Raw genomic sequence first — 14,229 nt, forward strand, 5'->3', positions numbered from 1 at the left:
CATTTTCGCAAAAACTTGCTGAAAACTGACATCAATGTGTCAATCTTTGCAATCAAATTGTTGCCATAATTTGAATTTGAGATCACAGTTGCGGCGACATGTTGCATTTGCGCACTAATTTGCGCGCCTTCGCCGCCATTCTCTGCAGGAGCCCCCATGCGTCGCCTGATTCTCACCTTCGGTTTTGCCTGTCTCGCCTTAAATCTCGGTAATGTTGCCGATGCGGCGACAAAGCGGTGGACGGGCGGGCCTGGCTACAAAACCTTCGTGATTGGCGACGAAGCCAAGCCGACCCCCGATCCGGTCAAGGGCGGCTTTTTGTTGAGCGGGGGCGGGGACTGGGCGCTTGATGCCTTTCGGTGGTTCACGGCCCATTCCGGTCACGGCCACATTGTCGTGCTGCGGGCATCGGGCACAACCGAAAGCCAGGACGAATTCTATAATAACGTAAAGGGCGTCACCAGCGTGCGCACCTTCCTGTTCACCGATCGCAAGGCGGCCTATGACGCGAAGCTGCTGGCGGCGATCAAATCGGCCGACGGCATCTTCCTGGCCGGTGGCGACCAATCGAACTATGTCCGGATGTGGAAGGGCACGCCGCTCAATGCCGCGCTGGACGCCCATGTGGCGGCGGGCAAGCCGCTGGGCGGCACCTCCGCCGGGCTGGCGGTGCAGGGCTCGTGGCTTTACGGCGCCATGGATGGCGGCAGTATCACCTCCAAAGAGGCGATGAGCGATCCGCTGGGCGCTGCCAATACGATTGAAGGCGATTTCCTGCATTCGGCGCTTCTGGCCGATATTGTCACAGATAGCCATTTCGAAGTCCGCGACCGCCTGGGCCGCCTCATCGCCTTCGTGGTCAAGGCTGAACAGCTGCGCGCCGCGCCCAACAAGCGTTACGCGCGTCCGCTGGTCGGGCTGGGCATCGACGAGGCCGCCGCCATGACGGTGGAAAGCGATGGAACAGCGCGTGTGCATTCCAACACCGATGGCCATGCCTGGCTGGTGCAGGGCGGTGAGGTCCATGATCTGGCGGTCGGAAAGCCGCTGAATATCGCCAATGTGCATGTCACCGGCATAGGCAAGACCAGCACCTTCAATGTCAAGACGCTGGAGGTCGGTTTGCCGGCCTTCACCCGGATTTACGATGTCAAGGACGGCATCCTCGCCAAGCGCGTTCACTGGTCGCTGGCCATCCACGGCGGCGCAGGGATCATCGACCGTGCCGACCTGACGCCGGAAACGGACGCGGCCTATCGTGGCGGGCTGAGCCAGGCGCTGAAGGCCGGCCAGGACGTGCTGGAAAAGGGCGGCACGGCGCTGGACGCCACTCAGGCCGCCGTCAGGGTGCTGGAAGACAATCCTCTGTTCAACGCCGGCAAGGGCGCGGCCATCGCCGCCGACGGCAATGTCTATCTGGATGCGGCGGTCATGGATGGCGCGACCCAGAAGGCCGGCGCCGTCGCCGCCTTGACGCGCACCAAGAATCCGATCCTCGCCGCCCGCGCGGTGATGGACAAGACCCGCCATGTCTTACTGGCCGGAGAGGGCGCCGACGCGTTCGCCAAGGCCCAGGGGCTCGAGCAGGTCGATCCGTCTTATTTCCATACGCCGGAACGCGAGCAGATGCTGGTGGACTGGAAGAAGGATCATCAGGCCATGATCAATCCGACGCACATGTATGGTACGGTCGGTGCGGTGGCGGTCGACTCCGACGGCAATCTGGCGGCGGCGACCTCGACCGGTGGTCTGACGGGCAAACAGTGGGGCCGTATTGGCGATTCACCGCTGATCGGCGCAGGCACCTATGCGCGCAACGGTGATTGCGCCGTATCGGCCACCGGAACAGGTGAATTCTTCATTCGGGATTCGGCCGGCCGCCAGGTCTGCGATCGTGTGCGCTGGAACCATCAAGGCATCGATGCGGCGGCCAATGACACCATCATGTCGATCGGCTCGATCGGTGGCGACGGCGGTTTGATCGCCATGGACGCGTCGGGCAAGGCAAGCTTTGCCATAAACGATCTGGGCATGTATCGTGGGGCGGTCTCTTCCGATTCCCCCGTTGTTCAAACCGCGATCTATGTTGATGAAACGCTGAAATGACCAGAAAAGGCTCTGCCGCCGAGCTTGACGCCATAGACCGCAAGCTGATGGCTGCCTTGCGTGAAAACTCGCGCCTGCCGGTGTCGCAACTGGCGACCATGCTCGATATCCCACGCGCGCAGGTCTATGCGCGGCTGGAGCGGCTTGAAAGCGAAGGCGTCATCGACGGCTATACCGTGCGGCTGGGACAGGCCTATTCCAAGACCCGGCTGCGGGCGCACGTCATGATCAAGACCCTGCCGCGCCTGTGTCAGGAGGTCGAGATGAAGCTGCCTGACATCCCCGAGGTCTCGGCGGTCTATGCGATCAGCGGCGAATACGACATCATCGTCATGGTCGAAGCAGCCGACAGCATCGAAATGAATGAGCTCATCAATCGCATCGGGCTTCTGGAGGGCGTGGAGCGAACGACGACCTCGATCATCCTGGCAGCCAAGCTCGAGCGGTAAAAGGATCAGAAGCCGCCGTAGCTTCGGCGGAGCAATCGCGGCATCTTCGCGCCGACTGATCGTCTGAACACGGGGCGCTGGCCGCATCGACCATCTTCAAAAGGGACTTTCCGGGCGCTGCATTTCGGTGCACAGTGGGCGTTCTGGGGAGACCTAAATGAAAAAACTGATCAGCAAGGTGGTTATTGTTGGCGGCGGCACCGCCGGTTGGATGACCGCGGCCATGTTGGCCAAGACCATGGGCACGCAGGCCTACGACATCACGCTGATCGAATCCGAGCAGATCGGCACGGTCGGGGTCGGAGAGGCGACCATTCCGCCGATCCAGATGTTCAACAGCGTTCTGGAACTGGATGAGGATGAATTTGTCCGCGAGACCAATGCAACGTTCAAGCTCGGCATCCGCTTCAATAGCTGGTTCATGCCGGGGTCGAGCTATTTCCATCCGTTCGGCTTTATGGGGCAGGACATGGATGGGATTGGTTTTTCGCATTTCTGGCTGCGGTTCGCCCGCCTGAGCGGCAATGTCGATTTTGGCCGCTTCAATGTCGAAACCATGGCCGCCAATGAAAACCGTTTCGGCCGGACGCCGCCCGCCGACGGACGCGAAAAATACGGCCTTAACTACGCGTTTCAGTTCGACGCCGCTCTTTATGCCGCCTATCTAGGAAAATACGCCCAAAAGCGCGGCGTGAAGCGGGTCGAAGGCTTGGTGGTCGCGGTCGATCAGGAGGCCGAAAGCGGCTTCGTTACCGGCGTGCGTCTGAAAGATGGTCCCACCATAGCGGGCGACCTGTTTATCGACTGCTCCGGCTTTCGCGGTCTTTTGATCGAGGAGACGCTGAAGGCGGGGTACGAGAATTGGAGCGAGTGGCTGCCGTGCGACCGCGCCGCCGCCGTGCCCTGCGACAGGAATCCGGGGCCGATCACCCCTTATACCACCTCGACGGCGCAGGAGGCGGGCTGGCAATGGCGCATTCCGTTGCAGCACCGTACCGGCAATGGCTACGTTTTCTGCTCAGACTTCATCAGCGAGGACGCGGCGTGCGAAAAGCTGCTGGGGCGTCTTGACGGCGCGGCGCAGAAAGACCCGAAGGTCCTGCGTTTTACCACTGGTCATCGCCGCAAAATCTGGGACAAGAATGTCATCGCCGTGGGATTGGCCTCAGGGTTTCTGGAGCCGCTGGAATCGACCTCCATCCACCTGACCCAGTCGGTCATCACCAAGCTGATCAGCCTGTTCCCCAAATTCGGCGTACAGCAGAGCGTGATTGATCAGTTCAACCGTGATATCTTGGCCGACTATGTGAACGTGAAGGACTTCCTGATCGCACACTATAAGGTGACGGGACGTGAAGACACGCCCTTCTGGAAACGTTGCAAGTCCATGGATATTCCCGACAGCCTGAAACATCGTCTGGAGATATTCAAGACGACCGGGCATATACATGTGCAGCCCCATGAGCTGTTCAAGGAAGCGAGCTGGTTCGCGGTGTTGGTAGGGCAGGGACTGTTCCCGGACAATTATCATCCGCTGGCCGACACCATATCGGAAGATGCCCTTCGCCAGCGCCTCGCCCGGATTCGAACCGGGATCACCGACCGGGTAAACGGATTGCCGGCGCATGACGCCTTTGTCGGGCGCGTCGGTGCGGTGCGTGCGGCGGTTTGAAGACCGGGCGGCCGTGACCGAACGCCATGGGGCGCTTTTCAGTTTAAGGGCTTTTCGATAGGGCGCGCATTATTTAATGATGGCTGCCGACACTTATAAAAAGGGAGGGGCTATAGCCGGCCTCCCGCATGGGAACAGGACGGATCATGGGTTGCAAGCTCGGCATAGTCGTCACCTCTGCCTGCCTTCTGGCGTTTGGCGCTGGTCTGGCACCAGCCCATGCGGACGCGGTCGCTGTATCGGCTGTGGTCCAGAATGTCGTGGCGTCGGCCGAATCGCCGAACGGCCAGTTGCATGTCGATATTTCGATCGATGGCGAGGGACGGCTGTCCTATGCCGTCACGCGGGCGGGAAAGCTGGTCATCGCACCGTCGCGCCTGGGGTTTGTGCTGGCCAATGCGCCGAAACTGGACGGTGGGTTTGCAGCGGGAGCCATAACGCACGCGTCGCACGATGAGACGTGGGAACAGCCATGGGGCGAGCGCCAGTTCGTACGCGATCACTATAACGAGGTCCGCGTCGAAGCGGTCCAGGCCGCCCAGGGCAACCGGCGTTTGGCGGTCGTGTTTCGCGTCTTCGACGACGGGGTTGGGTTTCGCTATGAATTTCCCGACCAACAGCAATTGCATGACGTGCGTATCACCGACGAACTGACTGAGTTCCATGTCGCCGACACGGCGACCGCCTGGTGGGCATTGGGCGGCGAGCTGTCCAATCTGGAATATCTTTACAAGCAAACGCCGCTCGATCAGCTTAGCCAGGCCCAGACGCCGGTGACGCTCAAGACGCAAACCGGCACCTATATTTCGATACATGAGGCCGCCCTGATCGACTATGCCGCCATCTGGCTGCGCCGTACCGACGGACAGACCTTGCGCACGCAACTGGCGCCGTCCAGCCTGGGGCCGACGGTGGTGCGTCAGGCGCCCTTCAATACGCCGTGGCGCACGATGATCATTTCCGACACAGCGACCGACCTGCCCATGTCGAACATTGAGCTGAACCTCAACGCGCCGAACAAGCTGGGCGACGTATCGTGGGTCAAGCCGTACAAATATGTCGGCATCTGGTGGGAAATGCACCTGGACAAGGCGACGTGGAGCTCCGGCCCCAGGCATGGCGCCACCACCGCCAATGCCGAGCACTATATCGACTTCGCGGCGAAAAACGGCTTCCGCGGCGTGCTGGTCGAAGGCTGGAACAAGGGGTGGGACGGCACATGGTACGGTAACGGCGCCGACTTTTCCTACACCGAACCCTATCCGGATTTCGACATCAAGGCGGTATCGGCCTATGGCCTGAAAAAAGGTGTGCACCTGATCGGCCATCACGAGACCGGCGGCAATATCGCCCACTATGAAGACCAGATGGACGACGCCCTGAAACTGGACCAGTCCCTAGGCATAGACAGCGTGAAGACCGGCTATGTCCATGAGTTCGGCGCGGCGCGGATGCGCGCCCCCGACGGCAGCATTTTCTACGGCAATACCGATAGCCAACAGGCGGTGCAGCATTATCTGAAAAACGTCGTCACGGCGGCGAAATATCATGTGGCCATCGACACCCATGAACCGGTCAAGGATACGGGCCTGCGCCGGACCTATCCCAACTGGGTATCGCGTGAGGGGGCGCGGGGGCAGGAATATAATGCCTGGGGCAATCCGATCAATCCGCCCGAACACGACGTCAACCTGGTGTTCACGCGTATGTTGGCCGGACCGATGGACTATACGCCGGGCATATTGAGCCTGGAGGGCAATAAGAAAGACCTCTATTCGACCCAGGCCAAGCAGTTGGCGCTGTATGTCGTGCTCTATTCCCCGATCCAGATGGCGGCCGATCTGCCGGAAAACTACGCCAAGTATCCGAAAGCCTTCCAGTTCATAAAGGATGTGGCGGTGGACTGGGCCGACACCCAGGTCCTGAACGGGGAGGTGGGCGAGTACGTCACCTTCGCGCGCAAGGACCGGCATTCCGAAGACTGGTACATCGGTTCGATTGCCGATGAAAACGCGCGCACCCTGTCAGCGCCGCTGGTCTTCCTGACGCCGGGCGTGACCTATGAGGCCCAGATTTACCGCGATGGCCCCAAGGCCGACCTGAAGGGCGATGCGCGCTTCGACATCGTGATCGAAACCCGCGCGGTCACCCGCACCGATACGCTCACACTGACCCTGGCACCCGGCGGCGGCGAGGCGATCCGCTTCACGCCCGTCAAGGGCAAGGCAAGGCCATCCGCCAAGGCGGGCCGGAAATAACGCGTCTCTTTTGGGACAGCTCGTTTTCGCCTAATGGGACTTCTGAAATTTGTGAAATTAACCCATTGGGCGAATTTATTTCTGAGAATTGGGAATAGATAAGTCTCTGGTCCTTTTTCGTATTGAGGCTTGTCAGTTCGGTTCTTTGTTGCTAGATGAGAATGATTATCAACATCGGCCTCATCCTGTCATGTCCCTTTCCTCGTCGCCATCCCCGATCCAGTGGGGCAGCTTCTGGCGCAATCAGTTGCGGCAATGGCACTGGATCAGTTCGGCCGTATCGCTGATCGGATTGCTGCTGTTCGCCGTGACGGGGTTTACGCTCAATCATGCCGCCTCGATTGAGGCCAAGCCCAAGATTACCTCCGTCGCAAAGCGGTTGCCGCCCGAGGCGCTGGCCAAGCTGTCAGCCGTGACCGCCAACACACCGTTGACCGCCGCGCAGGCCGAGGCCATTCATGGCGCTACCGGCATAGACGTCCGCAACGCCACGGTCGATGCCGATGAGGAGGGGATTTACCTTGCCCTGCCGGAACCGGGTGTCGACTCCACCCTTGAAATCGCCCGCGCCGATGGCCGCGCCACCTATGAACGCACCGATCGCGGCGTCATCGCCGTGCTGAACGACCTGCATAAGGGCCGCCATTCCGGGCCGGTCTGGTCGTTGTTCATCGATGTGATCGCCATTGCCTGCGTCGTCTTCGCCGTCACCGGCCTGGGTCTGCTGTGGCTCTATGAAAAAGGTCGCCGCATCACCTGGCCGCTCGTCACGCTCGGACTGGTCGTGCCCGTTATCCTGTTCCTGTTGTTTGTTCATGCCTGAGGTTTTTCGCCCTATGTCCGCTATCTCCCCGTCTTTTCTGTCCAGGCCGTTTCTCACCCTTGCCGGTGTGGTCGCCGCGTCCGGCCTCACTGTGACCCAGGCCTTTGCCGGCCAGGTGGTCGTCGATGTCGAAATCCCGCAACAAAAGGTGGCGGAATATCATAAGCCCTATGTCGCGGGCTGGATCGAAGACGCCAGCGGCGCGCATCTGGGCAATGCCTTCCTGTGGTACGACGTCAAGAAGCCGGAAAACCGGGGCGCGAAATGGTTGAAGGATTTGCGCTCGTGGTGGCGCAAGAGCGGCCGCGATCTGAGCTCGACCGATGGTTTTTCGGGCGCGACCCGTGCGCCGGGACGCAACGCGCTGACGCTCGACAGCAATCTGCCCCTGTTCAAAAACCTCAAGCCCGGCCAATACAGCTTTGTCGTCGAAGCGGCGCGTGAGCAGGCGGGGCATGAAGTGGTGAAGGTGCCGCTGGCGTGGAATCCCGCCAAGGCGACCAGCGGCAAGGCCAAGGGGGCGACCGAGCTTGGCGAAGTCAAGGTGACGTATAAGCCGTAATGCTGACCGCGGCGACCGCCCATGACCGCCGTGTCCTGGTCCCCGATCTGGACGCGGTGCCGCCGCGTCCAGACGGCGCGACCGGCTATGCCCTGTCCGGGCGGGCCTTTGCCACCGGCTGGTCGGTGCGCCTCTATGCCGACGCCGCGCCGCAAGGGCTGACGGAACGTATTCAGGCGCGGCTCGACGATATCGATCGAGAAATGAGCCCGTACCGGGTCGATTCGGACCTGACGCGGTTTAACCTGGCGCCGGCCGGTCATTTCGTGGCCCTGCCGGCACGTATGATGACGGTGGTGGCCCATGCTCTGGATATAGCCGCCCTGACCGACGGCGCGTTCGATCCGGCCATCCTGCCGGCGGTCGAATTGTGGGGGTTTGGCGCGAAGACGGTGGCGCCGGGCGTGCCGGATCCGACGGAGGTCAGTGCATTGAAATCCGGCGGCTGGCGTGACCTGACCTGGCGGGCCGACGGCATGATCAAGCCGTCAGAGGTGCGCATCGATCTGTGCGCCATCGCCAAGGGATTTGCCGTCGATGAGGTCTTGCGCCTGGTGCGATCCGAACCGGGCGTGCGGTCAGCCCTGGTCGAAATCGGCGGGGAGTTGGCCGGTTGGGGTGTTCAGTCCGACGGCCAGCCGTGGTGGGTCGATGTCGAAACACCGTCGGGCAAACGGACCGTGGCGGCGCTGTGCGGCGGAGCGGTGGCGACATCGGGTGAGATCATTCGCCATTTCAGCCACGGCGGCCAGCTCTATTCCCACACCATGGATGGGGCGACGCAATCGCCGACCCGGTCTGACGTCGTCAGCGCCACGGTATTCGACCCGGCCTGCTGGCGCGCGGATGCTTTGGCTACGGCCCTTACGGTCATGGGCGGAACGCGCGCCCTGGCCTTTGCCGCCAAACATGATATTGCCTGCCTGCTGTCCCTGCGGGAGGGGGCGACGGTTCGCGACGGTCTCAGCCCGGCGCTGGAAGCGTGGCTATGATGGGAAAGACGCCATGATCGAGGGTCTGACGCAGGATACAGGCCGGTTGACGGCCGCCGTGGCCTGGGGCGCGCTGTTCGCCGTCACCTGCCTGTGGGCGGTGGTGAAGCGTCGGTCCAGGGGCGGCGGGACAAGCGACATCATCGTCCTCCATGCCTCCCAGACCGGGCAGGCGGAAGAGATCGCGCGCCATGCCGCCAAGGCCTTGTCGGCCGGGGGCCGCGACGTGCGGGCGGTCTCGACATCGGCGGTCACGGGCGGCCAGTTGCAGGCGGCGAAATATATTCTGTGCGTCGCTTCGACGACCGGCGAAGGCGATGCGCCGGATGAGGCGCTGACCTTCGAACGCACCCTGATGGCGCAGCGGCTCGACCTCAGCGGTCGTCAGATCGCGGTACTGGCCCTGGGGGATCGCAAATATGACGCCTTCTGTGCGTTCGGGCGGCGCGTCTTTGACTGGCTGACGGCGTGCGGCGGGGTGGCGGTGGCGCCGCTGATCGAAGCCGACGATCTCGACGCAGAGGCCCTGACGCGGTGGCGCGATCTGGTTGCCGGTCTGGGCGGGCAGGGCGCGGGTAATGGCAAAGAGCCGGATGCGATCGCGCGGCCGTGGCGGCTTGAGGCACGGACACGCCTTAATCCCGAGGGCGACAATCCCCTCTACCATCTGCGCTTTGAGAGCGACGCGCCGGCCGACTGGCAGGCGGGCGATCTGGTCGAGATTGTCACCCCGAACGGCCACCGCCGCGACTATTCGCTGGCCAGCCTGCCTGAGGAGGGCGGGATCGATCTGTACGTCCGTCAGGTGGTGCGCGAAGACGGCAGCCCCGGCGACGGATCGGGCCTGCTCATCGAAGGCTTGCGGTCCGGCGATGTCCTGCCGATGCGTGTGAAGACGCACCGCAATTTCCATGCGCCCGATGGCGTGGGGCCATTGCTGCTGGTCGGCGCGGGATCGGGGCTGGCCGGTCTGCGCGCCCATATCCTTCAGGCGGCAAAGGCAGGGCGTCCGGTATGGCTGATCTATGGCGAGCGTCATCCGGTGCGCGACGGGGCCCTGGCCGATGCCATGCGCGGCTGGCAGGCAGAGGGGCGGTTTGAGCGGCTCGACCTCGCGTTTTCGCGGCCGGACGCTGGCCAGGGGCAATATGTCCAGGCGGTGGTGACGACGCGCGGCGAGGATATTCCGGCTTTTCTGGGCGACGATGGCGCCATCATGGTGTGCGGCGGCTTAGATATGGGGTTGGGCGTCGAAGCGGCCCTGACGGCGTTGCTCGGTCAGGCCTGGGTCGATGCGGCCAAGGTGTCTGGACGCTACCGCCGCGATCTGTATTGATAGGTATGATGACTTATACCGCCCTGCTTGCGGGGCGGGGGACCGCACGAGGCAGCGTTTACGCTGGCGAGATGTGGTGGTGGGGGCCTTGCTTCGTCAAACACCCAATGGTCAGGTCGTCCTTAAGCGTGGTTGTAATCGAGACGTTTTGAGGCTGAACCAAGACCCCCACCACCACATCTCACGCGACGCAAATTCCGGTATTTTAATATGCTCCGTTTGAGCGGCGCGTTTCGTGCGGTCCCCCGCCCCACGGGTGGGGCGGTATAAGCGGGATTCAGTTTTTGCTGTAGACGACGGAGCGTAAAAAAGCCCCCTGCCGGGGGGAGCAGGGGGCTTTTGGGCGTCGCTGTCGCGGCCTTATGGCGAGATGAAGTCGTCGCCCTTGTGGTCCTTTTCTTCCTGTTCCAGAATCCGCCGATCGGTCTCGTCGATGACCTTATCGTGGTTGCGGTCCTGGCGGTCGAACATGGCGTGACCCGATGCCTGATATTCGTCCCAGGTCATGGCGCCGTCATGGTTGGTGTCAAGCACGCCATAGCGGACATAGGCCTGACGCATCTCGCGATCATATTCTTCCTTCGCCTTTTCCCGATCGGCGATCTTGGCGACGTCGGCCTTCAGGCGGGTTTCGAATTCCGCGACATATTCGGCATCGCTGAGAACGCCGTCGTGATTGGTGTCGGTGCGGTCGAAGCGGACGCGGCGTTCGGCGTCGAATTCGTCGCGCGTCACCTTGCCGTCATGGTTGGTGTCGTAGTCGCGGATCATCGCGCTGATCGCGTGCGGCGCGGCCATGGCGGGTGACAGTGGCGCGAGGACGGTGAGCAGGCCCAGGCCGGTCAGGGGCAGTATCAGGGTTTTCATTGCGGGAGAACCTCCAGTGTCAGGGTGGCGGTGTGGCTGATCCACAGGTTGGGATTGTCGGGAGCGGCATTGCGCACGCGGGTTTGCACCAGGTAGAGGCCGGCCGTTTTGGGCGTGAAGCGGAACGCCCCGCTGGCATCGCTGGTCAGTTGCAGTTCGGGTGTCTTCTGGCTTTCGTACATGTCGCCATCGCGCATGACGGTGATGGCGGCACCCGCGACGGGCTTGCCGGACTCGCGAACGGTGAGGGTAATGGCTTCGCCGGCATAGAGATCGTTCGGCGCGGTTGTTGGATGGATTTCGACGCCCTTTTCAAATTCGGTTGGGTTGCCTGCGGGGCTGGGCTTGCCCCGGGTGACATAGACGTCGGCCCGGGTGACGCTCTGGACATCGACCAGGGTTTCGCCGTCTTTCGCGCCTTCATTGCCTTCGATGAAACGCAAGGCGCCGCCTTTCAGGCCCGCCTTGGCGACGCGCCCGGTGCGTTCACCGCTGGTGATGCGGTAGGTGCCGTCCTGCGGGAGCGGCACTTCGAGGAACGTTGCGTCCTTGAGCGCGGCGGCCGGTGTCAAGGCGGTACGGGTGCCGTCCGGTGCGATGACGGCCCAGCCGTCGCTCTTCATGGCGATTTCGGGACGCAGGGCGCCCTCGGCGAAGGCGGCTTCGACCGTGACGTGGTCGAGCCGCGCATCGGCCGTGAAGGTATTGGGCTTGAGATAGGGCGAATGGGCCAGGGCGGCCCCGGCCGCAAAGGGCAGGATGAGCAGGCTCAGACCGAAAGGATGGAGTTTCATGATGTGTCTCGCGATGTGAGGATCAGAAGCGGTAGCTGAGCGACACCGAGCCGTTGATGCCCGGCTGGGTGTAGGCGTCTATGACGGTCGAGGTGCTGGACAGGCCGCGGGCGTCGCTCCACCAGGCGTATTTTTCATCGGTCAAGTTGAAGACACCGGCGCGCAGGGTGGCGCGGTCGGTGACGTTCCAGAAGGCGGTGAGGTCAAGCGTGGTGAAGGCATCGGGGATATAGCACGACGGCGTGCAGGTGATGCCGGCGCGGGCAGCGGCCTTTTTCTCGGCGTGGGTCACGGACAGCGCCCCGCCATAGTTTCCGGTGGCGGCGCGATAGGTGAGTCCGGCCACGACCTTGGCCGGATCGATGCTGGCCAAGGACGTGGCGACACCGAGCGTCGTCTGGGTGCCGGTGGTCAAGGAGCCTGCGGCGGTGAAGGAGACCGTCTGGCTCAGCCGGACAGCGGCCTTGGCTTCTACGCCCGATATCTCGGCCCGGCTATAGTTGACATATTGGTAGATGGCGGGATTGGCGGGGGTGAAGGCCCCTCCGATCATGATCTGGTCGATGAAGTTCTTGTACTGGCTGGTGAAGGCCGTGACGCCGGCGTTCCAGGTGCGGCCGCCGAAGCGCACGCCCCCTTCGAGGGAGCGGCTGGTTTCCGGCTTCAGGTTCGGATTGGGAATCGATTTGTAGTTGGCGATCGGATTGGCGAAGGCGTTGTTGACCTCATTGGGCGATGGCGCCTTGAACCCTTCGGCATAGTTGAGGAAGACCGACAGGTCAGGCGTGAGGCGCCAAAGCGCGGACAGCTTGGGCGAAACGTGGTTGCCATCCTGTCCGCTGGCGGCCGAGGTCAGGAGCGCGTCGGGCTTGGGCGTCAGCTTGTAGCTGTCGTAACGCAGGGCGGGGTAAAGCGACAGACGGCCGTCAGCCAGGGTGATTTCGTCCTGGATAAACAGGCCGCCACGTTCGTAATCGGTATTGGGGAAGGCGCGGGTCGGGAAGACTTCGCCCGCCGGGGGCACGGTGCCGTCCCGCAACGATTCCTGCCGGGTCTTGGAATAGTCGCCGCCATAGACAAGGTTATGCGTGACGCTGCCCGTATCGAAGCGGCTGGTCAGTTCGACAGTGCCGCCAAAGACCTTATTGTCGAAATCGTTGATGCGGATGCGGTCGGCGGCCGTGTTGCGGTCTTCGAAGGCGTTCTGGCTGGATTTGCTCGTCTGGCCGTAAACGACCACGAAGGCGCTGTCGATAAAGCCCGTCCCCACGTAGCGGTAATCGAAGCTGACGCGGTCGCGATCGGTTGTGTCATGGGCCGTGAGGGCCAGCACGCTGGTGCTCGCCAGGGGCGGAACGGCGACGGCGCTGAGCGCATTGGTATCGACCACCGCGTCGAGGTGGTCGAGCGTCAGACGAAAACGGTGCGCCTCGGACGGCTGGTAGACGATCTTGCCCAGCACGGCATTGGACTCGATGTCCTGCGGGTTTGCTTTTGTGCGGGTAATATTGGGGGCATCGTTCTTGCCGTGCGTTTCCTGTTCATGACCGTCGCGGCGGGTATAGGCCAGCATCCCTGACCACCCGTTGTCGTTCCGCGCCGCAAAGACAAGGCCCTTGCTCCAGCTGTCGTCGGCGGAACTGTAGCCCAGCTTGGCCTGGCCGCCGAAATGCTGATCCGGGTTGAGATAGTCGCTGGGGTTTTTCGTGGTGTAGCTGACTGCGCCAGCGACGCCGTCGGAGCCGTAGAGGGCGGAGGCGGGGCCACGCAGGATTTCGACCGATTTCAGCAGGTCCAGGCCGACATAGTCGCCCCGGCCGACCGATTGGCCGCCGAATGCAAACCCATCCGGCACGCGCACGCCGTCGATCTGGATCAGGACGCGGTTGCCTTCCAGACCGCGAATATTGAAGCCCGAATTGCCGTCACGACCGGTGTTGGAGCCCGCGGCGGTGAAGCGCGATGGGCTTGAGCGAACGGAGACCCCCGGCTCGTAGCGCACCAGATCCTTGATATCGGTGACCATGCGGTCTTCCATATCGTGGGCGGTGATGACGCTGACCGTAGCGGGCACGTCGTCGACCTTTTTCTCGCTCCGCGTCGCAATGACGGTGACTTCGGTCGCGGCGTCTGTAGTGGCTGGCGCGCCAGCCGATTCGGCGAGGGTTGGGCTGGCCTGCGCCAGACAGAGCAGGGAAGCGGACGTAAGCAACGCAATACGCATGGAGATCTCCTCAGATAGTGATGGGGTTGCAATAATGAGAATAATTCTCAGAGTCAATCGCAATGCGGTCATTTTTGAGAATAATTCGCAATTTGTAATGTTGGCGGCCGCAACACGTAAAAAGGTCGGCATAGGGCAGGATAGGG

At 62.3% G+C, this 14,229-nt stretch carries 11 protein-coding genes; 8 read left to right on the top strand and 3 right to left on the bottom strand.

What is annotated here, in order from left to right:
* The first annotated feature begins 156 nt into the window (after positions 1-156).
* From AEAC466_RS32895 to AEAC466_RS32930, 8 genes are all read left to right on the top strand, one after another.
* Complete coding sequence (locus tag AEAC466_RS32895; protein ID WP_023458084.1) at positions 157-2,106, top strand: isoaspartyl peptidase/L-asparaginase; 1,950 nt, start codon at positions 157-159, stop codon at positions 2,104-2,106.
* Positions 2,103-2,555, top strand: coding sequence for an Lrp/AsnC family transcriptional regulator (locus AEAC466_RS32900; protein ID WP_023458085.1), 453 nt, complete (start codon positions 2,103-2,105; stop codon positions 2,553-2,555). The genes AEAC466_RS32895 and AEAC466_RS32900 overlap by 4 nt, the downstream gene beginning before the upstream one ends.
* A gap of 157 nt (positions 2,556-2,712) precedes the next feature.
* Positions 2,713-4,227, top strand: coding sequence for a tryptophan halogenase family protein (locus AEAC466_RS32905; RefSeq protein ID WP_023458086.1), 1,515 nt, complete (start codon positions 2,713-2,715; stop codon positions 4,225-4,227).
* Between the two features lie 146 nt (positions 4,228-4,373).
* Positions 4,374-6,485, top strand: a complete 2,112-nt coding sequence (locus AEAC466_RS32910; protein WP_023458087.1) for a glycoside hydrolase family 97 protein — start codon at positions 4,374-4,376, stop codon at positions 6,483-6,485.
* Between the two features lie 190 nt (positions 6,486-6,675).
* Complete coding sequence (locus tag AEAC466_RS32915) at positions 6,676-7,308, top strand: PepSY-associated TM helix domain-containing protein (RefSeq protein WP_023458088.1); 633 nt, start codon at positions 6,676-6,678, stop codon at positions 7,306-7,308.
* A gap of 13 nt (positions 7,309-7,321) precedes the next feature.
* Positions 7,322-7,870, top strand: coding sequence for a DUF2271 domain-containing protein (locus AEAC466_RS32920; RefSeq protein ID WP_023458089.1), 549 nt, complete (start codon positions 7,322-7,324; stop codon positions 7,868-7,870).
* Positions 7,870-8,862, top strand: coding sequence for an FAD:protein FMN transferase (locus tag AEAC466_RS32925; RefSeq protein ID WP_023458090.1), 993 nt, complete (start codon positions 7,870-7,872; stop codon positions 8,860-8,862). Before AEAC466_RS32920 ends, AEAC466_RS32925 begins: the two co-directional genes overlap by 1 nt.
* 13 nt (positions 8,863-8,875) lie before the next feature.
* Positions 8,876-10,198 (top strand): NADPH cytochrome P450 oxidoreductase family protein, encoded by a 1,323-nt coding sequence (locus AEAC466_RS32930; RefSeq protein WP_023458091.1) that lies wholly within the window; start codon positions 8,876-8,878, stop codon positions 10,196-10,198.
* A gap of 360 nt (positions 10,199-10,558) precedes the next feature.
* On the opposite strand, the gene AEAC466_RS32935 is transcribed toward AEAC466_RS32930, so the two are convergent.
* The 3 genes from AEAC466_RS32935 to AEAC466_RS32945 are packed head-to-tail and all read right to left on the bottom strand — an operon-like array spanning position 10,559 to position 14,083.
* Entirely contained in the window at positions 10,559-11,065 is a 507-nt protein-coding gene (locus AEAC466_RS32935; protein ID WP_023458092.1) for an EF-hand domain-containing protein, read from the bottom strand.
* Positions 11,062-11,859, bottom strand: a complete 798-nt coding sequence (locus tag AEAC466_RS32940) for a DUF4198 domain-containing protein (RefSeq protein ID WP_023458093.1) — start codon at positions 11,857-11,859, stop codon at positions 11,062-11,064. Before AEAC466_RS32940 ends, AEAC466_RS32935 begins: the two co-directional genes overlap by 4 nt.
* Positions 11,860-11,881: 22 nt before the next feature.
* The gene (locus AEAC466_RS32945) at positions 11,882-14,083 is read right to left on the bottom strand and encodes a TonB-dependent hemoglobin/transferrin/lactoferrin family receptor (protein WP_023458094.1); all 2,202 of its coding nucleotides are present in this window, start codon (positions 14,081-14,083) and stop codon (positions 11,882-11,884) included.
* Between the last annotated feature and the right edge of the window lie 146 nt (positions 14,084-14,229).

The sequence above is a fragment of the Asticcacaulis sp. AC466 genome, assembly GCF_000495815.1.
Taxonomy (GTDB): Bacteria; Pseudomonadota; Alphaproteobacteria; order Caulobacterales; family Caulobacteraceae; genus Asticcacaulis.

Coding starts and splice junctions, on each gene's coding strand:
- AEAC466_RS32905 (WP_023458086.1), top strand. CDS start 2,713: ATGAAAAAACTGATCAGCAAGGTGGTTATTGTTGGCGGCGGCACCGCC.
- AEAC466_RS32910 (WP_023458087.1), top strand. CDS start 4,374: ATGGGTTGCAAGCTCGGCATAGTCGTCACCTCTGCCTGCCTTCTGGCG.
- AEAC466_RS32920 (WP_023458089.1), top strand. CDS start 7,322: ATGTCCGCTATCTCCCCGTCTTTTCTGTCCAGGCCGTTTCTCACCCTT.
- AEAC466_RS32945 (WP_023458094.1), bottom strand. CDS start 14,083: ATGCGTATTGCGTTGCTTACGTCCGCTTCCCTGCTCTGTCTGGCGCAG.
- AEAC466_RS32935 (WP_023458092.1), bottom strand. CDS start 11,065: ATGAAAACCCTGATACTGCCCCTGACCGGCCTGGGCCTGCTCACCGTC.
- AEAC466_RS32940 (WP_023458093.1), bottom strand. CDS start 11,859: ATGAAACTCCATCCTTTCGGTCTGAGCCTGCTCATCCTGCCCTTTGCG.
- AEAC466_RS32915 (WP_023458088.1), top strand. CDS start 6,676: ATGTCCCTTTCCTCGTCGCCATCCCCGATCCAGTGGGGCAGCTTCTGG.
- AEAC466_RS32895 (WP_023458084.1), top strand. CDS start 157: ATGCGTCGCCTGATTCTCACCTTCGGTTTTGCCTGTCTCGCCTTAAAT.
- AEAC466_RS32925 (WP_023458090.1), top strand. CDS start 7,870: ATGCTGACCGCGGCGACCGCCCATGACCGCCGTGTCCTGGTCCCCGAT.
- AEAC466_RS32900 (WP_023458085.1), top strand. CDS start 2,103: ATGACCAGAAAAGGCTCTGCCGCCGAGCTTGACGCCATAGACCGCAAG.
- AEAC466_RS32930 (WP_023458091.1), top strand. CDS start 8,876: ATGATCGAGGGTCTGACGCAGGATACAGGCCGGTTGACGGCCGCCGTG.